We start from the raw sequence: 18,814 nt of genomic DNA, 5'->3' as shown, positions 1-18,814 counted from the left end.
TGAGAAGGGCAATCGCAAGGGCAATCGAAACAAAAGCGCCGGATTCGTCCGGCGTTTTTTTTCGGGGGGAGCAACAACATGCGCACGTCGATGGTCGTGGTCGCGCTGCTGGCGCTGGCCGGATGGCTGTACTTCATGCTGGGTACCGATGAACGCGGCGACGAGCTAGCCAGCCCGGCCGACACCCACGCGGCCGGCAATCCCGCTGAGGCCGGTGCAGCGAGGTCTGGCGTACTGCCGAATGCACCGGTGCCAGATAGCGCGACCACGCAGTTGGCGACTGAGCCCGGTAGCAAGCCGGCGCCGATCCGGATGAGCACCACCGGCACGATCATCGGTTCTCGACGCGGCCGTGATGCGCAGCCCGCCCCGCACTAGCCGGGGTACCGCCAAGCTTGGCATAGCCGTTTCCAGACCACCGCGAACCTGCATAGTGCAAGACAGTACACGATACAACAACGTAATATACTATACCCTGTATTTTTAACTTCGCAATAAAATCAAGGGGATTGGCGCATTTTCCTAACATACTCCCTAATAATATCGTGTTCCGAGGTGCAGCCACGCATCACCAGGCGCCGAATTGGCGACCGTGCGACATTGCCAGCGGCACCCAATCACCGCTCCCGTTTGCAAATCCACTACAATAGCCATCCCCTGCCACCATTTCCCCACCATGCGTCGTCCATCCAAAACTGCTTCTCCAAAACTTTCTGCCGATAGCCAGCGTCTGGCTGCACTCGCACAGGCCACGATCCAGGCCGCCAGCCGCCTGGAAGAACGCAACTGGGAGCGCAGCCTCGACGCCGCCGTGCACAAGCTGCTGAAGGCTAATCATCAGGATGCGATCGACCATACGCTGGACCATCTGTTCGCGACCGATCTGGACGCCTACGATGCGTTGATGGAATCGGCCGAAGCCGTCAGTGAATCCTGCAGCATCGAACACGACGGCGCGGCCTATGACGCGCTGCTGATCGCCGCACCGGTGCTGGCATGGACCCGCTTTTCGATCGCGTCGGGCGCCATCCCGACCGACATGTTGCACACATTGTCGGCCCATTTGTCGGCGCATCTGCTGGCGCCCGGGACCCGACTGGCGATGGCGCCGCACCTGTTTTCGATCGACCAGCTGCCGCACAACCATGCCGAAGCCTTTGTGCTGACACAGCGGATGGCACAGACGGCACTGAAAGACGGAGTAGTGCGCGCCAGCGCCCATCCGGCACAAACCGTCCCCTTCCTGGCCGATACCCGCTATCTGCTGGCAGTGATCGCCGCGCCCGCCGGCACGCCGTTGTTCCGTTGGCAGGGCGTCACCAATCCGCTCGATGCCAACACCGAGCGCGATCACGCACTGCAGCAATGGCGCGACCAGGCCACACCCAATCTGGCAAAGTTACTGCCCGGTTGCGGTGTCGAACTGTTGTTGCCGGAGGCCTACTACGTCGCCTGTCGCGAGGCCGACAAGCAGATCCGCCCGGCGTCCATTCGCGCAGCAGTGCATTTCCTGACCCATACCCTGAGCGTTGCGCCGGTCGATTTGCGCGCCATCATCGGTGGTTTCGGCGATCCGGCAACGCAGGAGGGGATCGAGGAATACCGGATCGGCTTCACTTTGCGCCAAAGCGATACAGTCGCGTATGGCATCGTTTGGCCGCTGTATGGGCAGGAAGATGCCGAGGAAGAATTGCGCGCGATGGCAACCGTCGGCGCTGCAACGCCCGGCGCCGCCACGACCGCAATACCCGCCACACCGATCGAAGAAATCCTCGGGTTGTTACACGAGGCCGGTGTCGTGCATATCAAGAACCATCAGGAACGCTTCCCGATGGAGTTCTGCGATGACTGCGGCGCTCCGCTATTCGCAGATGCCGACGGCGAACTTGTGCACCCGGAGATGCCGGAAGATGCGCCCCCGGGCACGCAGCATTTCCATTGATTGTATGCGGCGCGGTGCAATCGTGGATCGTGCTACCTACCACCGGTAATAGCGTCGCCCCAGCGAACGCTGGGGCCCAGTGGCGTATTGCGCACCAAGAGTAAGTGAGCCGCAGCGCGCAACGCTGTCACCCCACAATCAAGCCAGCAATCGGGACAGCCCGATCAAACCTGCGATCACCACACCGAAAACGGGCGCGCGATCAGATTCGCGTTGTAATAACGCGGGTCGTCCGTCACTTCGTCACCGACCCAGTCCGGCCGCGCAAACGGCTGATCCTCCGCCGTCAATTCGATCTCTGCCAGCACCAGACCGGCATTCGCCCCCAGAAATTCATCGACCTCCCAGACCATGCCAGCATGCGCGATGCGACTCCGGTACTTTTCAATGATCGGCTGCTGACACAGCGTGTCCAGAAAAACCTGGGCATCAGCCAGCGGAATCGGATATTCCCATTCGCCGCGGCTGGCGCCGGTATTTCTGCCCTTGATCGTCAACATGGCCGACTCGCCCTCGATCCTGACCCGCACCACGCGCGCCGGATCGGATGACAGATAGCCCTGGCGCAGCAACACACGCTGCCCCAGCCCCCGCCACCCGTCACCGCGCAGCAGAAATTTGCGCTCGATCTCGACACCCATCCGCCCTCCTCCAGCTTATTTCCCGATCGCGCGCAAGATCGGCTGCAACACCGCCGCACCCAGCACCGCACTGCGAGCGCCGTCCCAGCCGACCTGCGCATCGGGCAGGTTGACGTTGTCCTTGAACGGCATTTCCAGCGTCAACGACACGCACTGGAAGGTGTGGCCGACATATTTTGATGCCAGTTTCAGCAAGTCCTCGTTGTACTTGCTGGCCGCATAGCCAACCTTGTCCTGGAAGTCCGGATTGGCCTGCTTGTAATCATCAATAAACCCCTGCTGCGCGGCCGCCTGTTGTGCGCTGAAGCCTGCCAGCATCTCACTGCCGGCCACAAACACATACGGCAAGGCCTCGTCGCCGTGGATGTCGAGAAACAGGTCGCAACCAGTTTCATGCATCTTGTGCTTGACCACGAACACCTCAGGGCTGGTCGCCAGGCTCGGCGCCATCCACTCGCGATTCAGGTTGGCGCCAGCTGCGTTGGTGCGCAGATTGCCGCGCACCGAGCCATCCGGATTCATGTTCGGCACGATATAGAACACCGCCTGCTCCAGCAGCCGGCGCGCGACCGGATTGGCGCGGTCCAGCAACGCCTCAAGCATGCCTTCGACATACCATTCGGCCATGGTCTCGCCCGGATGCTGGCGCGCGATGACCCAGATTTTCTTGTTCGCGGCCGGGTCGCCCACCACCACCACATTCATATCACGCCCATCGACCGTGCTGCCCAGGTCCTGCACCCGCGCCAGAGGTGATTCCTCGGCCCGCGCCAGCAGGCGCAGATGGCGCTCCCACGAGTACGGCTCGAAGTAGGCGTAATACACGCTGTCGCGCTCGGGCGTATGGGTGATGGTCATCACTTTGCCATCGAAGGCGGTCGGCACGCGGAACCAGTTCTCGCGGTCGTAACTGGCGGCCGCCTGATACGTGACCCACCCCTTCGGATAAGTCGCCTGCGCCGCGTTCAGAAAACGCATCGTGCAGGCTTGTCCGCGAGCACCCTGGAGGCGGAAATAAAACCACTGTGCGATATCGGCATGCGAATCCTTGCGCAGATTCAATTCAATATTGCTGGCACTCTCGGCACACTGGATCTCGATGGCACCGGCATCAAAGTTTTGGCTGATTTTAATTGTCATGAAAATTTTCTCGCAGTGCGCGGCAGGCGCTGCCGTTGGTGAAGTGGAGTGGAATCTTAGAAATTGCCCGTGCGGCCGCCGCGCCGTGAGCCCGGCTACATGCAGTCCGACCGCCCGGCAAACCGATCGCGCCATTTTCCCGGTTTTATGCCCTTTAGCAAAGCACCGGATAATTCAGGTGTAACACGCAGGCGACTTTAGCTTGGCACTGGAGAAAAATTGCCATTCAGCACAAGTTTACCGCCCAAATCGACGGTCGCTACTGCTATAATTATTAGCTCGTCGGGGCGTAGCGCAGCCTGGTAGCGTACTTGCATGGGGTGCAAGGGGTCGTGTGTTCGAATCACACCGTCCCGACCAATTAAATCAAACACTTAGGCCAATCTTCGGATTGGCCTTTTTGTTATCTGGTGGAGTTAGTCACCAGTTCAGGTACCATTTGGCGATCGTTGGACACTGTAACAAAGTTGGCCGACAGAATCGGAGGCAGACGATGGCAGATTCACCAAAGAAGTGGCAAACGTATGAAGAGGTCGCCGCTGAAATCCTTGGCCGTCTTAGGGGGGCACTTGGCCTTTCGGCAGTTGAAGCGAAACAATCTATTCCCGGTCTCTCAGGGGCAGAATGGGAGTTGGATGCGAAGGGCATCCAGAGCGGGTCGGAGGCATTTGTGATAGTCGAGTGTCGGCGTTATACGACTTCAAGAATCAAGCAAGAAGCCGTTGGTGCGCTCGCATTTCGCATTCAGGATACAGGTGCTGCGGGAGGGTTCATGGTTTCCCCCTTGGGATTGCAAGAGGGTGCTCAGAAAGTGGCGGCGTCAGCAAATATTCATTCAGTCATATTGAATGCTGAGGCAACGCCGCAGGAATTTGTTCTTTCATTCTTAGGGAACCTCTTCGTTAGTTTAACCGGCGTGGACATGCGTGGGGAAGTTGGAAAAATGACCCCTGTCGTAGAAAACAATGTTGCCGGCAAAGGTCGAGATTGAAGGTGTCGGCTCCACGCGTTGTAAACGGACGATGAGCTTCCTCGCTTCGCTCTGTCGGGTGTCCGCCGCCGGTATTTCGCGGATTTTATTTTCGCGTTTCCGGGGCGGCGGATAAACGCTATTCGTTAGAGGATATATGTCGAAGCGAGCTCTAATCCGCAAAGAAATCGATGCCATTTACGCAGAGGGCGCGGTGCTAGGTGAAGCCTTCCAGAATAACCAGGATAAACAGTTTCAATACGACTACCAACGTTGGTATACGAAGGCATTAAAAGCCGTTGCAACGCTTGCGCCTGATCGATACGCCGAGTTCAGAAATTACTATGAGATCGATCCGAAACGTAAATCTCTCGGGTACGGCTCGTACGTTATTCAGGACTTTTTCAAAAACGTCATACCATCAGGTTACCCAAATTTCGACAGCAGAAACCAAGCGTTGAGGTGCTTCTTTAATCAACTCACGCTGTTTAAGGCAATCGCTGAGCGAATTGATTCCGTTGTGGCAAACATTGAAGGCGAGCTGTACGCCGAGTTGCAGGACAGCGAGATCGTGATAGCGCGGCAATTGGCTAAGGTGAGACTTCGGGCCGCGGGAGCGCTCATGGGCGTTGTAATCGAGGGACACCTACAGAAAGTAGCATCAAGTCATGGCGTCACTGTTGGTAAGAAGAACCCGACCAATGCGGACTTGAATGACCCTCTCAAATCTGCTTCGGTTATCGACATACCCGCGTGGCGTAAGATATCGTTCCTTGCCGACCTTCGTAATCTATGTTCGCACAAGAAGGACGCCGAACCGACCAAGGAGCAAGTTGAAGAGTTCATCCAAGGAGCCGAGTGGCTTACGAAGAATGTCTTCTGACATGGTGGTTGATCGGACTGGCCGGGCCGCGCCGTCAGTTTTTGCTTTTGTTCCGAGCGGCCAGCCGCTCAGTTCTATGTAAGCCCCCTCAACCTTCCAATGGCGACGTACATGTTTACTGAGACCTTCAATGCTCTGATCAAGGAGGCACAATTCACAAAGGAGATGCTTGGCTCAGGCGCTACGCAAATTAGAAACGCCAACTACGCAGCCAAGGGTGTTTATTTCCAAGCATTCACAAGCCTGTCTACTGGCCTTGAGCGAATCGGAAAGCTCTGCCTTATGCTCGATCATTTCATTGATCACAACGGCCAGTTCCCGGATTTCAACTACATGAAAAACGAAATCGGACACAAGATTGGTGTCATCTACGAGAAGTCACTGGTGGTAGCTTCGAAGCGGTCGATATCCATGCAGTTTTTGCGCAAACTCGATGACCCCATCCATCAAGCCATTCTAAGAATCCTGGCAGAGTTTGCGCAGGGTGATCGCTATTCCAACATTGATCTGATTGTTGGCGCGAAACGGCAAAGTGATCCCATTGCGTCATGGTTCACGCAAGTAGACATACCGCTATACGCGACACGCGTATCGAGGAACAAAAAGGAAGCCATCGATGGCAACGCTACCGCCATCGCCGCGATGCTCGCCCCGCACGCCATGGTCAGACATACGTCTGAGACCGGCGACGAAATCACAGACGTTGAAGATGCAAGCCGTAGAACCGGAATGCAGACTGCCGTTGCCCCTTTTCGCCAACTATATGTACTCCAAGTCATCCGCTATTGGGTTGAGTTACTGTCCTCTCTTCAATACACAGCAATGCAAACCGGGAGTGAGGACATTCCATTCTTCAGCGAAGTGTTTGCTCCTTTCTACAATGACGACTCCTATATCAGAACGAGAAAGACATGGGATACCGTCTGAATCATCAACCCGACCATGTCGCTTCAACTGCCGCAACCATCCTGGTGGTGCGCCGCAGGTCGGGCGAGCAAGGGCCTCGCCTGCCGGAGTCCTGTCGGCCATCCAATCTTGACGCTGCATTGGCCATACAAGCCGCCGTCAGCGAGCAACTCGGCGATGGCATCGCTGCATGGAAGTGCGGCTTGCCCGCTGCCGGGCGCTTGGTCTTGGCGCCTATCTATGCCAGCACCGTCCACACTAGCGCACCATGCGCGGTGTGGGTCCGCGCCGGTCAGGCGCGGGTGGAGCCGGAACTCGCCTTCATCCTCGGTCGTGACCTGCCCGTGCGCGACCTACCCTACACGCCGGCCGAGGTCGATGCCGCGATAGCGCGTACCCACCTCGCGCTCGAGCTGATCGACAGCCGTTACAGCGATGCTGCCGACGCCAGTTTTGCTGAAAATCTGGCGGATAGCTTGCTCAATCAGGGCCTGTTCATCGGCCGGCAGGTGGATGCCGGACCAGCAAGCGCCGCCAGCGACATGACGATAACGATCACCCATGCAACTGGCGAGGCAACCCAACTTGAGGGCCACCATCCGAGTGCCGATCCACGCGCGCCACTGTATTGGCTGGCGGAGTTTTTGCGCAGCAAAGGCCGGGGGTTGCAAACCGGTCAAGCCGTGATCACAGGGTCGTATGCCGGGAGCTTTGACCTGCCGGCAGGAGAAGACATCGCCATTCAATATGGCGACCTAGGCACACTGACGGTGCATTTTGTGCAGAAATGAGTCGTATCACCGAATTGCTCGACCACTTCCGCCCTCTGTTGGGTTTGATCTAATGCGCTCTCTGGGGGCAAATACGGCTACAGGCGGCGTGAGGAGTGAGCAATGCGGAGAAATCAACCCCGAATCGCTAAAAACAGACCCGCCATGGGCGAAAAACTCAAGATGCGAACGTGCCGGGTGAAAAACCAAACATTGCGAACACGGCAATCCGCCCGCATGGGGTAATGCCGTTCAGTTAAGGGCCAATTCCCCCCAATTTGTCGCCCCCGCACAGGCGGGGATCCAGTGGCTTGCGTGCGTACGACACTGGATTCCCGCCTCCGCGGGAATGACACTAATTGGTAGTTATGCCTTAACTGAACGACATTAGCCCGCTTTGGGAGCATTTCAGCAGCCTGCTAAATAACTCAAAACTGTCGGACTGTAGTGCTTGCCCCACGGAATGTTGCAGCATGGCATGATTTAAGCTAGTGTGTCAGGATGATTCCCTCTCTCAAAACCGTCTCACATCAAAGTAATGACCGTCAATCAGGAGCCTCGCCGATGTCAGATCAACATTCGTTCGAACCGAACCCGAGAGCCGACGTTAACAACATCGCCAGTCAAGACCCTGCTCATCAGGAATTGCTTGATGCATTTATGCGCGGTGCGGGAATTGCGCAAGATCCGGCCGGACGGGGGATTGGTTCCAAACTCACGCCGGAATTGATGGAGATGTTGGGCAAGTTGCTATCGGTCTCGATACGCGGCACGCACAATTTGCTGTCCAGCCGTTCCATGGTCAAGCGCGCAGTGCAGGCCGATGTGACGGTGGTCGTTAAGCGCAACAACAATCCATTGAAATTTTTACAAGATAGCGACACCATCATATTGCAGATGCTGCGCAAAAAAATGCCGGGTTTCATGGAGCCGGTGGAAGCGATGCAAGAGGCTTACGGCGATTTGTATGCGCATCAAAAAGCGATGCTTGCCGGTTTTAGCGCCGGTGTGCGCGATGCGATGGATCGCTTTCATCCACGCCATATCAGCGATCATGTGCCGGAGCCAATTGGCATGGATAAATGGTTCCCATCCAGGCACAAGGCCCAGATGTGGGATGCCTACGGTGTGAGGTTCCGGCAAATCCGCAAGGAAGGCATACATCACGAACAACCGGCTATAGGCAACGCTTTCCTGAACGCCTACGAAAAAGAAATCGCGCGTTGCGAAGAGCAATCGCCGTTCGACTCTTTGAAGTCCGAACTGGTGGTCAAGGCTGAGGAAAGATAATCATGGGCGGCGAATTTGCAAATGCATTGGCAAATGACTTAACTGCAGCGGTAGCGGGTGAGTCGATGGCCCGGGCGTTGCAAACGCGTTGGCTGATCGATGCCGCACAAATGTGCCAGATCGGCGGCCGCGACAGTAATCAGGATGCACTGGACAGTTTGCACAATGAGGGTCTGCATTGCTTTCTGGTGGCCGATGGCGCAGGCGGACACAAGGGTGGTGAAATCGCTGCCGCAGTTGCGATCAAGGCGATCAGCACTGCGTTTGCCGCCGATTCCGCTTTCAGCGTAGAGAAGTTATCCGCATATTTGAACGCCGCCAGCCAGAGCGTGGCGCGAGCGCAAGACAGCGACCAGCAATTGCGCGAAATGAGTACCACCGTCGTCAGCTTGCTGATCGATACGCAGCGGGGCGCCGCGCTGTGGGCGCATCTGGGCGATAGCCGCATTTATTTTTTCCGGCAGCAAAGAATTCAAGCGATGAGTCAGGATCACAGCTTGGTGCAGCAATATATCGATGCCGGTTATTGCGGTGCCGAGCAATCGCGCATCCATCCGCATCGACATGTGTTGATTGCCGCGATTGGTGCCGAAACCGATTACACCCCTTGCATCAGCACGATGCAAGAGCTGGCGGCCGGCGATGCGTTCCTGCTCTGCAGTGACGGTTTGTGGGAATGGGTTCTTGAAGACGAAATGGAGCAGGCGCTGACGCAAGCGAGTTCAGCACAAGACTGGCTGAGCCGTATGCAAGGGATTGCCGACCACCGCGCCAATCAGGGCCAATCGACTTCAGTACGCGATAATACGACGGCATTTGCGATCTGGATTGACCAGATGCCGCAATCTCCCAATAGCAAAGCGCAATAATGCCAAGTAACGATATGAGCACGAGCCCCGAAGACAAAGTTCGCCCGCTGCCCGGCAAAAGCGGCTCGTCCAATTGCCTGCCCATCGGCACGCGCCTGTCCGATTTTGAAATCACCGGCGTGATTGGCGAAGGTGGTTTCGGCATCGTCTATATGGCTTTCGATCACAGCCTGCAGCGCACGGTCGCCATCAAAGAGTACATGCCAATGTCGTTGGCCGCGCGCGGCCATCACAACACCGTCCTGGTACGCGCAGCCAAACATCTGGAAGCTTTCGATACCGGCCTGAAAAGCTATATCAACGAGGCGCGCCTGCTGGCACAATTCGATTATCCGGCACTGGTCAAGGTGTATCGTTTTTGGGAAGAGAACAAAACCGCCTACATGGCGATGCAGTATTACCAGGGTCAAACCTTGCAACATCTGGCCGAACACCGACCCGAGCTGATCACCGAATCCTGGTTAAAGAAAATGCTGCAGTCGATTTTGTCCGGGCTGGATTTGCTCTACAAGGCGCAAGTTCTGCATCGCGATATTTCGCCGGAAAACATCATGATCCAGAAAAACGGCGCACCGGTTTTGCTGGATTTTGGCGCTGCGCGCCAAGTCATCAGCGGTATGCCGCAATCACTGACGGTGATCCTGAAACCGCGCTTTGCCCCGGTTGAGCAATACGCCGACGACGAAAGCATGGCACAGGGACCATGGACCGATATCTACGCCTTGTCCGCAGTGATTTACAGCTTGATCGCGAAAAAGGCACCGCCAAGCTCGGTGGCGCGCATGATCAAGGATCCGATAGAAAATCTGAGCACTGCCAACTACCCGGCTTACAGCGAATCCTTCCTCGATGCGATCAATGTCGGTCTCAGAGTTTTGCCGGAGCAAAGGCCGAAAACCATCGCCGAATTTCGTATCCTGCTCGGGGTCAAGGCCGGTGCGGTTTCCTATTCACCGGCGCCGCCTCTAATCAATTCTGCTCTTCTAGAAACTGACGAAAAGAAAGTCGAAGTTGCCGGCGCTACGGTCTGGTGGAAGCGTTGGAAAATCGCCCTGCCGGTGGCTGCGGCGGCGCTACTGACCCTGGTCGCTATTGCAAAATTTGCGCCGGGTAGCAGGGATCAGCAAGTTATCATCGACCATCCACCGGCACCGCTGGTTGCAGCAACTCCCGCTTCAGAGATCACCAACACGAGTAATGCACCGACGGTATCGGCCGACGATCTGCATACCATCCCTGCCAGCGGAACGACCAGCGCAACGGCGAGCAGCCCAAGACAAACTGCCGACAGAAAAACCGTGGCAAGTACTGTTGCAAGTACAGTAACAACTACCGCTGCTGCCAGCGCGGCGCATGTGGCAACCCAAGCTGCAGCGCAGGCCATCAATGTCAAACTCAGCGTCAGGCCATGGGGTGTTGTATATGTAAACGGCGTCGAAAAGGGAGTAAGCCCACCGATTAAGAAACTCGCGCTGCCCGAGGGCAAATATAAGGTTAGGATCGTGAATCCCGCCTTCCCCGACTACGTCACAGAGATTCGTGTCAGCAACAACGAGCCGGCCACGCTCGAACACGATTTCAACGGCAACAAATCGCAATGACAGCAACCATGCCATCCAATCTGACAAACCTGGGTTTTGCTCAATGTGTCATCCTGTGTTTCGCTTTGATAGGCTGTGCAGAGATGCGCCACAATGCCGAACCGGCTCCGAAGTCAGTTGCCAACAATTCCACTCCGACGACGATACCGAGGGTGGCACCTGCGCCGACTGTGGCAACTATTGTTGTTCCGGCCGCAGTGAACAGTTCACTGAAAGAAGGCCTCACTTTGTACGACAATGGCGATTTCAACGGCGCGATCCAGAAACTCTCCTTACCCGCCGATAGCCGGTCGGCTGACAAGAGCACGAAGCTGACGGCACTAAAAACCATGGCTTTCAGTTATTGTGTGACCACACGCATGACGCTATGCCGCCAACAATTCGACAAAGCCTTGAAGCTTGATCCGAGCTTCGATCTGGACGCCGGTGAAAAACAGCATCCTTTGTGGGGGCCGGTTTTCAAACAGGCGAAAAAAAAGCGGCGGCCAAACCGGCCGGCAAAAAAGCAAAATAACAAATCAACAGTCCACACGCAGTATCCATGCGCTTCGCAGAATAAAAGTAGCGAAAAGACCGCATCAATATTGTGTAATCAACGTTGAGTCGGAAATGAAAAATGGAGCAGGTAAAAAGAAGCCTAACCCCTCCATGGAACTAAGAGACGACGGCGTTCCGCCGTTGTCTCCGTCTCATGTCGAACGTTGAGCGTCCGCTTGCGGGAAATGCGAATGTCTCTAATGGGTCGTTTTGATCTTGCCCACGTTTGGTGGACACACTAAAAGAGCCATACTAGCTCTGAAAGAAGTGTCCCATGGAACGCAAGGGAAACACAAGCTGTGGTCGGAAATTCAAGCTGGAGGCCGTTCGGTTGGCGGCAATTGGCGGGAGGCCTAAGAGGCGCAGCTTCACCATTTTTTGAGGCACTATGCAGCTACGAACAACGCTTCTCCTTTTCACGTCGCTGATGGCTTCATCAGCCTGGTCAATCGGACCGGCCGCAACATTACCGACACAAATCGAGAACTCGGTCGGCATGAAGTTCGTGTTGGTTCCCGCCGGCGAATTCATGATGGGCAGTGATGAGTCGCCCGATTCCCTCGCCAAGTCCTATCCACAATACGAGCGAGCGCGTTTCCTGGAACTTGACGACGAAGCACCGGTACACAAGGTGCGCATCACGCGTGCGTTCTATCTCGGACAGCACCATGTCACCGTCGGCCAGTTCCGACGATTCCTGGAAGCGTCAGGCTACAAGCCTGAATCCGAAACCGACGGTACCGGTGGCTATGGTTACAACCCCGACTATGACCCGGCCAAATCGGTGCGCGGCGATGCATTTGAAGGACGTAACCCGAAATACTCATGGCGCAATCCCGGATTTCAGCAAGGCGATGATCATCCGGTAGTGAACGTCACCTGGAACGATGCGGTAGCGATGAGCAAATGGCTGAGCGAGACGGAAGGGAAGACCTATCGCCTACCGACTGAAGCGGAATGGGAATATTCAGCACGCGCCGGTACCCGAACGCGCTATTACACCGGAGACGATCCGCAATCTCTGTTGAAAGCCGCCAATATATTCGATGCCGATGCGCAGAAAAATTGGGAAAAGTGGGCAATCTATGCGCTTGCAGGACACGATGGTTTTGCATTCACGTCGCCCGTCGGCAGCTTTGCGCCGAATGCATTCGGACTCTATGATATGCACGGCAATGCATGGGCATGGACCGCAGATTGGTATGGTGAGCACTATTATGCGAACTCGCCGCTCGACGATCCAAAGGGGCCAGCGACGGGAGCCGTGCGCGTGCGTCGTGGCGGCTCATGGCACACATGGTCGTTCTATGCGCGGTCGTCCTATCGCAACTGGAATTCGCCGGACACGCGTTATACGCTTGTGGGCATGCGACTGTTGCGCGAAGCCGACTGACAAATTGTCCACCAATCAGGGCCTGATTCTGTCCGAAGCTTCACCAGCGAGCAACGACCGGCATAGGCCTCGTACACGTGAAAACCGCTCTATGCATTGTCACCCCGCATCGCGTCACCTACCGGCACAGGCCAAATGACTTCCAGCTCCACGCGAATCGATTTTGCCAGACCGTCCAGATCAGGAAACAGCGTCGCATTGGTGATATTCATCCGGTAGAGCGCTTTCATCGCTTCTTCGCGTATGTGTTGCGGCAAAACTATTTTTTTAAGCAGGGCATCGTTATCACGATACTTGCTCAGGATTTCGTCCAGCGATTTATTCAGAATGCCGGGTACGACAACCGTACCGGATTGAGCGACCAGCCGCTTGTCCATTTCGGTCGGTTCGCCAGTCCACACAATTTCATTGTCGTCCTGCAGGAAATAACGCTCAAAGTTTCCTGCCTTTCTGGGATCGATGGTTTCCCGATTTAAGGCTGGATTTTTCGCCGGGGTCGCATCCCACAATTTCGGTGTGTTTAGCGCATAGACCGCGGCATCGGTCACCGCGCTTTCGAGCGCAAAAAAAACGGCGACGAAGGGTGATTTCGTAAAGTCCAACAAACGGGTAGGCGCACCATGGTGCTGCATCAATGCAATACAGCGTAAATCGTTGCTCAGCACCGAAGAATCGGTCAGATAGTTGTGCGCCTTGCGGCGAAAGATGCGAATCGCGCGCTCTTCGCGCAGGCGCCAGGTGGACTTGTCCGGAATGAACGCATCGAGATAACGCGACAGCGAGCTCAGCAATGGCCATCGCGCATCCTGCTGTCCCCGGAATGCCCACCCGTCCAGCGTCGAGCTTAAGGAGACAAATTCATCCCAGGTGGAAACGCTAATCTCTTCCAAGTCTGCTCCTTTCGTTTGGCAGGATTCAGTATTATGTCGCCAGTTTCTGGCTATCCAGTTTGACAAACAGCAACCTGCGCTCTGACGCCCGCGCGGTCTCCTTCTCCGATACCGCATAAGCGATAGCCAGTCGCGTGCCGATCTTTAAATTTCCAAACATTCTTCCTCCCTAACCGTCGCGCACCGCAGCACGCGGCGCGCGACGAAAGCTACCCTAGAACGAGTGGTGCATGCCTACCGTTGTCACCCATTGGCTGTCACTGCTGGATACACCGGTGTTGTTCTGGATCGCAAAGTGCGCAGTGCCCCCGGCGCGCTGGTACGCCGCCTGCGCATAGACTTCGGTGCGCTTGGACAGCGAGTAGACATTGCTCACGCTGATCTGGTTATAGCGCGCGCCTTCCAGTTTGGAATGCGTGTAGCCGAGGTTCAGCGCATTGGCCGGGTTGTAATGCCAGCTCGCGCCGAGATCGACATTCTTTTGCGTCAAGCTGGATGCCGGCAGTTCGATCTTGTTCTGTGTGTACAAGCCGTTCAGACGCACATCGCCGATCGTGTAGCCGGCGCCTGTTGCCAGTGTCGTCAGGCTGTTGAATACGGTCGCGCCATTGCCCAGACCAAGGCTGCCGAGAAAGGTGCCGGCATAGCCCGCTACGCGATCGTTTTGCTTCGAGTACGCCAGCACCAGGCGCAACGGACCCTGTACATAGTTGGCGCCCGCGCTGATGTTGCGACCCTTGCTGTTGTCGCCCGCGACTTCACCAAAACCGTACATCGCGCTCATAGTCAGTCCGGAGAAACTGGGCGAGGTGTAGCGGACGGCGTTGTTGAACTGAAAGGTATTAGCCAGCGTATCCAGATTACCCGGATGGAACAGGTAGAAATTGGTGAGCTGGAAGCCGTTGCTCAGTTTGCCTGCATAGTCGAATACGATATCCGGCATGTTACCCAAGGTCACCGCACCGAAGCTGCCCGACAGGCCGATAGTGCTGGCACGGTTGAACAGGCGGTTAGCATTGGTGCTGGCGCCGGTATCGGTGGAAAAACCGGCCTCCAGCTGGTAATTGGCTTTCAAACCCTCGCCCAGATCTTCAGTGCCGCGGAAACCAATCCGGTCCGGTTGCATGGTGCCCTGGTCCAGCCGCGTGACTGACTTGCCGCCCACGTTGTTAACGTATGCAACGCCGGCGTCCATGCTGCCGTAGACCGTCACGTTGCTTTGCGCGAACGCACCTGCAGTCATGCCTGTAGCCGCGATGACAAAAAGTACCTGTTTCATCAAACTCCCCCCCTTTTATTGAATTGCACGGCGCACGCCGTGTACATTTCACCCGCTCGCCCTTCGCTTGCCGCGGTGAATAAAGACAAACGCGTTTCACCTATAAAACAACGTTTTAAAAAATCCACTAGCGTCAAAAAAAGCCCGAGTTGATCCGGGCATTTCCTGAAGCTGTCAGCGATTACAAATCGAGCACCATGCGCTGTCCCTTGCAACCGGACACGCACACCATCATGGTCTTGCCGGATTCGCGCTCAGCCTTGGTCAATACGCCGTCGCGATGGTCAGGCACGCCTTCCAGCACCCTGGTCTCGCACGAACCGCACACGCCTTCGCGGCAGCTGTGGTCGACACTCATTCCGGCTTCCAACAGCGCGTCCAGCAGCGACTTTCCGGCCGGCACCGTGACCGATTTCTTGGCGCGCGACAGGTAGGCCACATACTCGCTGCCTTGGACCGCCTCCACCGGCTCCGCGGGGGTGAAACGCTCGATGTGCACGTTCGGAAAACCAAGCTCTGCGCAAATGTTTTCGAAAGCGTTCAGCATCGGCGTCGGTCCACAGCAGTAAAAATGCGCAGTGGCGGACTGGCCGGCAAGGTAAGCGCGCAGATCAGGCGGCGCTCCTTTGTCCTGGTCAAAATGGGTCTGCACGCGTCCGTCCGTCAGCAGCATGTCGCAGAACGCCGCTTCCGCCTGGGAGCGCGCGCAGTACAGAAGTTCAACCGACTTGCCCAGGCTGCGCAGATGGTTCAGCATGCAAAAAATCGGTGTAATGCCGATGCCGCCCGCGATCAGTACCGTATGCGGCGCCGATTCGTCCAGCGGAAAGTTATTGCGCGGCAGCGAGATATCGATGGTCGAGCCGACGCGCAACTGCTCGTGCACATAACGCGAACCGCCGCGGCTGTTGCGGTCATTCAGCACGCCAACCACATAACGGTGCCGCTCGGTCGGCGGGTTCGACAGCGAGTAGCTGCGCACCACGCCGTTCGGCAGATGCAGATCGATGTGCGCGCCCGCGGCGAAGGCGGGCAGTTCGGTACCCGCCGGCGACACCAGTTCCACGCTGACGATGCCGGCTGCCTCGAAGCGCATTGCCTGCACACGGACGGAAAGAAGAGGACTGCTAGTCATGGTTCAAACTCTTGCAAGAATTAAACTGCATTACAGGTCGAAGGTCGGAACACGGCAGAAGTTCACGCCGCCTTTTCCTCGGCCGCTGCGAGCTGCGCTTTCGCCAGGCTGCGCAGGTGACGGCGCAGACGGACGATGCCCATGTCGTGCTGGTACAGCATTTCGTGCTGATTGGCGTCCGGCTCCATCGCTTCCAGGATCGCGCGGTCCTGTTCCAGCACTTTCCAGTGCCGTTCCTCGAGGCGGTTCTTATACAGGAAGCGCCAGGTGTCGCGCTGCCAGCCGCTGACCTTGCGCACGCGCCAGTGGAATGCGGTCGACACGTTGTCCGAGATCGGCGTGTAGCTGCCGATGATGATGAAATTACCGCCGGGCCCGCCCGTTTTCGGATATGGAATTTCCAGGCGCATCCAATGCAGGCCGGTATCGGCCCATTCGGTCCAGTCGAAGTTGACGCCGCGCTGGCCTTCCTTCTCGAACACGAAGCCGGTGTCGGTATCGCGCACGCGGAATGCCGCCGTGGATTCGCCTTCCGCCATCGAATGCGACTGCTTGTGCAGGAAGGTGCCGTGCATCGGGTCCATCACATTGTCAAGCACGTAGCGGTAATCGCCGTTCCATTCGGTGTAGCAGAGGAAGTTCGAATACTCGTCGCCGGTCAGTTCGGGCGGCAGGTTCAGCGGCGGCGGTTCGGCGATCTCGCCGCTGGCGTTGTACAGGAAGATTGCGCCGGCCGCTTCTCGCACGTGGAAGGAACGAGTCGCCTTGGCGCCTTCCAGCTTGCAGCCGGGGCTGCCCGGCACGCTCATCACCACGCCGTCGGCGCGCACCTGCACGCCGTGGTAGCCGCAGGCGATCCGGTCGCCCAGCGCAATGCCGAGCGAGAGTGGCGCGCCGCGATGCGGACAATGGTCTTCCAGCGCGTGCAGCACGCCGGACGCTTCGCGCCAAAACACGAACTTGCGGCCGAGACGGCGCAGCGACACCGGGCGTTCAGCGACAAATTCGGACGGGCAAATTGGATACCACAGATCCTTCAGGCCGATGGACAGTGCGGCATCAACGGGATCGTTTGCTTGAGTTCTCATCACTTGACCTTTCTTTGATTAGCATTCGGCGGCCAGACGCGCCATTTCCGTCTGATAGTTTTGCTCGGTCCATACGTCGCTGCCAGGGCAGTTCGGCCCGCTGCGGTTCAGGTGTTCGACCAGTGCCGCCAGATCATGAATGCCGGACGCAAACGAGCGTTCGATCGAATCGCCCAGCAGATCCTCGTAGGCGGTCGGCAGGCGGCGGCGCGCCTGGTGCGAATTCAAATAAAGTTCTTGCATCATTCCCTCCGTTTCTGTGGCGTGCGCGGATGCGCTTGCGCCGGGTACCAAGTCATCAATTCAATCGCATTGGGCATCAGGCGCGGCCGATTCCGCCTTCACTGTCCATGCATCGTAGCCATACACCCAGTCGGCATTGCCGCCTTCGCGCAACCAGTTGTTGCCGCGCGAACCGATCTGAATCTTGCTGGCGCGCTCCAGGCGCAACGATTCGTAACGCTGGAATGCGGTATCCATATCGGCAACTTGAGTAATCCCTGCGATCTCACGCGCAAGAACGACCGCGTCCTCGATCGACATACCCGCGCCTTGCGCCATGAAGGGCATCATCGGGTGGCAGGCATCGCCCAGCAACACCATGCGGTCATGCGACCAATGCGGGAGCGGATCGCGTTCGTACAGCGCCGTCTTCAACACTTCGTCGCAGGCATCGAGAAGAGCCCGCGCGTCGGGGTGGAAACCGGCGTAGCTGTCGCGCAATTCCTGCACGCTGCCCTGCGTAGTCCACGATTCCAGATGCCAACTTTCCTGCGCGGTGGTGGCGAAGATAAAAATATCCTTGCCGCGGTTAAGCGGGAAAGTGACGATCTGACTTTGCAGATTAGGGCCCCACCATTTGGTGAACGCCTGAATGTTCGGCACCTGGGCTACACGTTCGGCCGGTATCACCGCGCGGAACGCGACCACGCCGGTGAAGCGTGGATTTTCCCTGCCGAACATCGCGGTGCGTACCGCGGAATGGATGCCATCGGCGCCGATCAATGCATCGACCAGGTAGGTACTGCCGTCTGTGAACGTCAGCGTAATGCCATCCGCATCCTGCTTGACTTCTTCAGCGCGCTTGGCGAACAAGACGCGCTCCGCCGGGAACACGGCGGCCAGTGCGGCCAGCAAATCGGCGCGGTGGATGGTCAGTTGCGGCGCGCCGTATTTTTGCTCGGCGCTGTCGCCCATCTCAAGCCGCGAGGTTTCATCGCCGGTGTCCCAAGTGCGGCTAATACGGTGCGTGGGGCGCGCGGCAGTGTGGCGCACGGCATCGCCGATGCCCAGTCCGTCCAGTGCGCGCACCGCATTCGGGGTCAGATTTATGTCGGCACCAACCCGCAGGAATTGTTTCGACTGTTCGAACACGACCACATCATGGCCAGCGCGATGCAAGGCGATCGCTGCAGTGAGCCCGCCAATACCGGCGCCGACAATGCCGATTTTCAGAGAAGACATATGGTTTACCTTTGCT

The 18,814-nt window shown here is 57.1% G+C and carries 19 protein-coding genes and 1 tRNA gene; 12 read left to right on the top strand and 8 right to left on the bottom strand.

Going from position 1 to position 18,814, the window contains the following annotated elements; all coding sequences use genetic code 11:
• Positions 1 to 78 precede the first annotated feature (78 nt).
• A complete protein-coding gene (locus ACFOFO_RS15860; protein ID WP_390324004.1) occupies positions 79 to 378 on the top strand; it encodes a hypothetical protein in 300 nt (99 codons plus the stop codon).
• A gap of 298 nt (positions 379 to 676) precedes the next feature.
• On the top strand, positions 677 to 1,942 hold the full coding sequence (locus ACFOFO_RS15855) for a DUF2863 family protein (RefSeq protein WP_390331991.1): 1,266 nt from the start codon (positions 677 to 679) through the stop codon (positions 1,940 to 1,942).
• A 176-nt stretch (positions 1,943 to 2,118) separates the two neighbouring features.
• Here ACFOFO_RS15855 and ACFOFO_RS15850 read toward each other — a convergent pair whose 3' ends face one another.
• Entirely contained in the window at positions 2,119 to 2,583 is a 465-nt protein-coding gene (locus ACFOFO_RS15850; protein ID WP_390324001.1) for a CYTH domain-containing protein, read from the bottom strand.
• Positions 2,584 to 2,598: 15 nt separating this feature from the next.
• Positions 2,599 to 3,723, bottom strand: a complete 1,125-nt coding sequence (locus tag ACFOFO_RS15845) for a M14 family metallopeptidase (protein ID WP_390324000.1) — start codon at positions 3,721 to 3,723, stop codon at positions 2,599 to 2,601.
• Positions 3,724 to 4,006: 283 nt separating this feature from the next.
• Between ACFOFO_RS15845 and ACFOFO_RS15840 the strand changes: the two genes are divergently transcribed.
• The 10 genes from ACFOFO_RS15840 (at position 4,007) to ACFOFO_RS15795 (ending at position 12,942) form a co-directional block, all read left to right on the top strand.
• A tRNA-Pro gene (locus ACFOFO_RS15840) sits at positions 4,007 to 4,083 on the top strand.
• A 133-nt stretch (positions 4,084 to 4,216) separates the two neighbouring features.
• Entirely contained in the window at positions 4,217 to 4,714 is a 498-nt protein-coding gene (locus ACFOFO_RS15835; protein ID WP_390331990.1) for a restriction endonuclease, read from the top strand.
• A gap of 136 nt (positions 4,715 to 4,850) precedes the next feature.
• Entirely contained in the window at positions 4,851 to 5,576 is a 726-nt protein-coding gene (locus ACFOFO_RS15830) for a hypothetical protein (protein ID WP_390323998.1), read from the top strand.
• A 111-nt stretch (positions 5,577 to 5,687) separates the two neighbouring features.
• Positions 5,688 to 6,503 (top strand): hypothetical protein, encoded by an 816-nt coding sequence (locus tag ACFOFO_RS15825; RefSeq protein WP_390331988.1) that lies wholly within the window; start codon positions 5,688 to 5,690, stop codon positions 6,501 to 6,503.
• Complete coding sequence (locus ACFOFO_RS15820; protein WP_390323993.1) at positions 6,488 to 7,273, top strand: 2-keto-4-pentenoate hydratase; 786 nt, start codon at positions 6,488 to 6,490, stop codon at positions 7,271 to 7,273. Before ACFOFO_RS15825 ends, ACFOFO_RS15820 begins: the two co-directional genes overlap by 16 nt.
• A gap of 543 nt (positions 7,274 to 7,816) precedes the next feature.
• Positions 7,817 to 8,542, top strand: coding sequence for a type VI secretion system-associated FHA domain protein TagH (gene tagH / locus ACFOFO_RS15815; RefSeq protein ID WP_390331986.1), 726 nt, complete (start codon positions 7,817 to 7,819; stop codon positions 8,540 to 8,542).
• A gap of 26 nt (positions 8,543 to 8,568) precedes the next feature.
• Positions 8,569 to 9,411 (top strand): PP2C family protein-serine/threonine phosphatase, encoded by an 843-nt coding sequence (locus tag ACFOFO_RS15810; RefSeq protein WP_390331984.1) that lies wholly within the window; start codon positions 8,569 to 8,571, stop codon positions 9,409 to 9,411.
• A gap of 14 nt (positions 9,412 to 9,425) precedes the next feature.
• Positions 9,426 to 11,012 carry a protein kinase domain-containing protein gene (locus ACFOFO_RS15805; RefSeq protein ID WP_390331983.1) on the top strand — a complete coding sequence of 529 codons (1,587 nt, stop codon included), beginning with the start codon at positions 9,426 to 9,428 and terminating at the stop codon, positions 11,010 to 11,012.
• Positions 11,009 to 11,614, top strand: a complete 606-nt coding sequence (locus ACFOFO_RS15800) for a TssQ family T6SS-associated lipoprotein (protein ID WP_390331981.1) — start codon at positions 11,009 to 11,011, stop codon at positions 11,612 to 11,614. The genes ACFOFO_RS15805 and ACFOFO_RS15800 overlap by 4 nt, the downstream gene beginning before the upstream one ends.
• 362 nt (positions 11,615 to 11,976) lie before the next feature.
• Entirely contained in the window at positions 11,977 to 12,942 is a 966-nt protein-coding gene (locus ACFOFO_RS15795) for a formylglycine-generating enzyme family protein (protein WP_390323985.1), read from the top strand.
• Positions 12,943 to 13,031: 89 nt separating this feature from the next.
• On the opposite strand, the gene ACFOFO_RS15790 is transcribed toward ACFOFO_RS15795, so the two are convergent.
• The 6 genes from ACFOFO_RS15790 to ACFOFO_RS15765 form a co-directional block, all read right to left on the bottom strand.
• A complete protein-coding gene (locus ACFOFO_RS15790) occupies positions 13,032 to 13,949 on the bottom strand; it encodes an FRG domain-containing protein (RefSeq protein WP_390331980.1) in 918 nt (305 codons plus the stop codon).
• Positions 13,950 to 14,046: 97 nt separating this feature from the next.
• Positions 14,047 to 15,111, bottom strand: a complete 1,065-nt coding sequence (locus ACFOFO_RS15785) for a porin (RefSeq protein WP_390331979.1) — start codon at positions 15,109 to 15,111, stop codon at positions 14,047 to 14,049.
• Positions 15,112 to 15,292: 181 nt separating this feature from the next.
• Positions 15,293 to 16,246 carry a PDR/VanB family oxidoreductase gene (locus ACFOFO_RS15780; protein ID WP_390331977.1) on the bottom strand — a complete coding sequence of 318 codons (954 nt, stop codon included), beginning with the start codon at positions 16,244 to 16,246 and terminating at the stop codon, positions 15,293 to 15,295.
• Positions 16,247 to 16,308: 62 nt separating this feature from the next.
• Positions 16,309 to 17,334: a Rieske 2Fe-2S domain-containing protein gene (locus ACFOFO_RS15775; RefSeq protein WP_390323976.1), complete on the bottom strand. Its 1,026-nt coding sequence runs from the start codon at positions 17,332 to 17,334 to the stop codon at positions 16,309 to 16,311.
• An 18-nt stretch (positions 17,335 to 17,352) separates the two neighbouring features.
• Positions 17,353 to 17,580 (bottom strand): recombinase-like helix-turn-helix domain-containing protein, encoded by a 228-nt coding sequence (locus ACFOFO_RS15770; RefSeq protein WP_390331976.1) that lies wholly within the window; start codon positions 17,578 to 17,580, stop codon positions 17,353 to 17,355.
• A 57-nt stretch (positions 17,581 to 17,637) separates the two neighbouring features.
• Positions 17,638 to 18,798: an FAD-dependent monooxygenase gene (locus ACFOFO_RS15765; protein ID WP_390323974.1), complete on the bottom strand. Its 1,161-nt coding sequence runs from the start codon at positions 18,796 to 18,798 to the stop codon at positions 17,638 to 17,640.
• Positions 18,799 to 18,814 lie beyond the last annotated feature (16 nt).

It is taken from the genome of Pseudundibacterium arcticum, assembly GCF_042646465.1.
Lineage (GTDB): Bacteria > Pseudomonadota > Gammaproteobacteria > Burkholderiales > Burkholderiaceae_D > Undibacterium_A > Undibacterium_A arcticum.
Note: the sequence above shows the minus strand (reverse complement) of the source record. Positions and strands in the feature narration are given on the sequence as shown.

Excerpts from the sequence above, each read along its gene's own strand:
- ACFOFO_RS15860 (WP_390324004.1), top strand. The coding sequence starts at position 79 with ATGCGCACGTCGATGGTCGTGGTCGCGCTGCTGGCGCTGGCCGGATGG.
- ACFOFO_RS15855 (WP_390331991.1), top strand. The coding sequence starts at position 677 with ATGCGTCGTCCATCCAAAACTGCTTCTCCAAAACTTTCTGCCGATAGC.
- ACFOFO_RS15850 (WP_390324001.1), bottom strand. The coding sequence starts at position 2,583 with ATGGGTGTCGAGATCGAGCGCAAATTTCTGCTGCGCGGTGACGGGTGG.
- ACFOFO_RS15845 (WP_390324000.1), bottom strand. The coding sequence starts at position 3,723 with ATGACAATTAAAATCAGCCAAAACTTTGATGCCGGTGCCATCGAGATC.
- ACFOFO_RS15835 (WP_390331990.1), top strand. The coding sequence starts at position 4,217 with ATGGCAGATTCACCAAAGAAGTGGCAAACGTATGAAGAGGTCGCCGCT.
- ACFOFO_RS15830 (WP_390323998.1), top strand. The coding sequence starts at position 4,851 with ATGTCGAAGCGAGCTCTAATCCGCAAAGAAATCGATGCCATTTACGCA.
- ACFOFO_RS15825 (WP_390331988.1), top strand. The coding sequence starts at position 5,688 with ATGTTTACTGAGACCTTCAATGCTCTGATCAAGGAGGCACAATTCACA.
- ACFOFO_RS15820 (WP_390323993.1), top strand. The coding sequence starts at position 6,488 with ATGGGATACCGTCTGAATCATCAACCCGACCATGTCGCTTCAACTGCC.
- tagH (WP_390331986.1), top strand. The coding sequence starts at position 7,817 with ATGTCAGATCAACATTCGTTCGAACCGAACCCGAGAGCCGACGTTAAC.
- ACFOFO_RS15805 (WP_390331983.1), top strand. The coding sequence starts at position 9,426 with ATGAGCACGAGCCCCGAAGACAAAGTTCGCCCGCTGCCCGGCAAAAGC.
- ACFOFO_RS15800 (WP_390331981.1), top strand. The coding sequence starts at position 11,009 with ATGACAGCAACCATGCCATCCAATCTGACAAACCTGGGTTTTGCTCAA.
- ACFOFO_RS15795 (WP_390323985.1), top strand. The coding sequence starts at position 11,977 with ATGGCTTCATCAGCCTGGTCAATCGGACCGGCCGCAACATTACCGACA.
- ACFOFO_RS15790 (WP_390331980.1), bottom strand. The coding sequence starts at position 13,949 with ATGCGGTATCGGAGAAGGAGACCGCGCGGGCGTCAGAGCGCAGGTTGC.
- ACFOFO_RS15785 (WP_390331979.1), bottom strand. The coding sequence starts at position 15,111 with ATGAAACAGGTACTTTTTGTCATCGCGGCTACAGGCATGACTGCAGGT.
- ACFOFO_RS15780 (WP_390331977.1), bottom strand. The coding sequence starts at position 16,246 with ATGACTAGCAGTCCTCTTCTTTCCGTCCGTGTGCAGGCAATGCGCTTC.
- ACFOFO_RS15775 (WP_390323976.1), bottom strand. The coding sequence starts at position 17,334 with ATGAGAACTCAAGCAAACGATCCCGTTGATGCCGCACTGTCCATCGGC.
- ACFOFO_RS15770 (WP_390331976.1), bottom strand. The coding sequence starts at position 17,580 with ATGATGCAAGAACTTTATTTGAATTCGCACCAGGCGCGCCGCCGCCTG.
- ACFOFO_RS15765 (WP_390323974.1), bottom strand. The coding sequence starts at position 18,798 with ATGTCTTCTCTGAAAATCGGCATTGTCGGCGCCGGTATTGGCGGGCTC.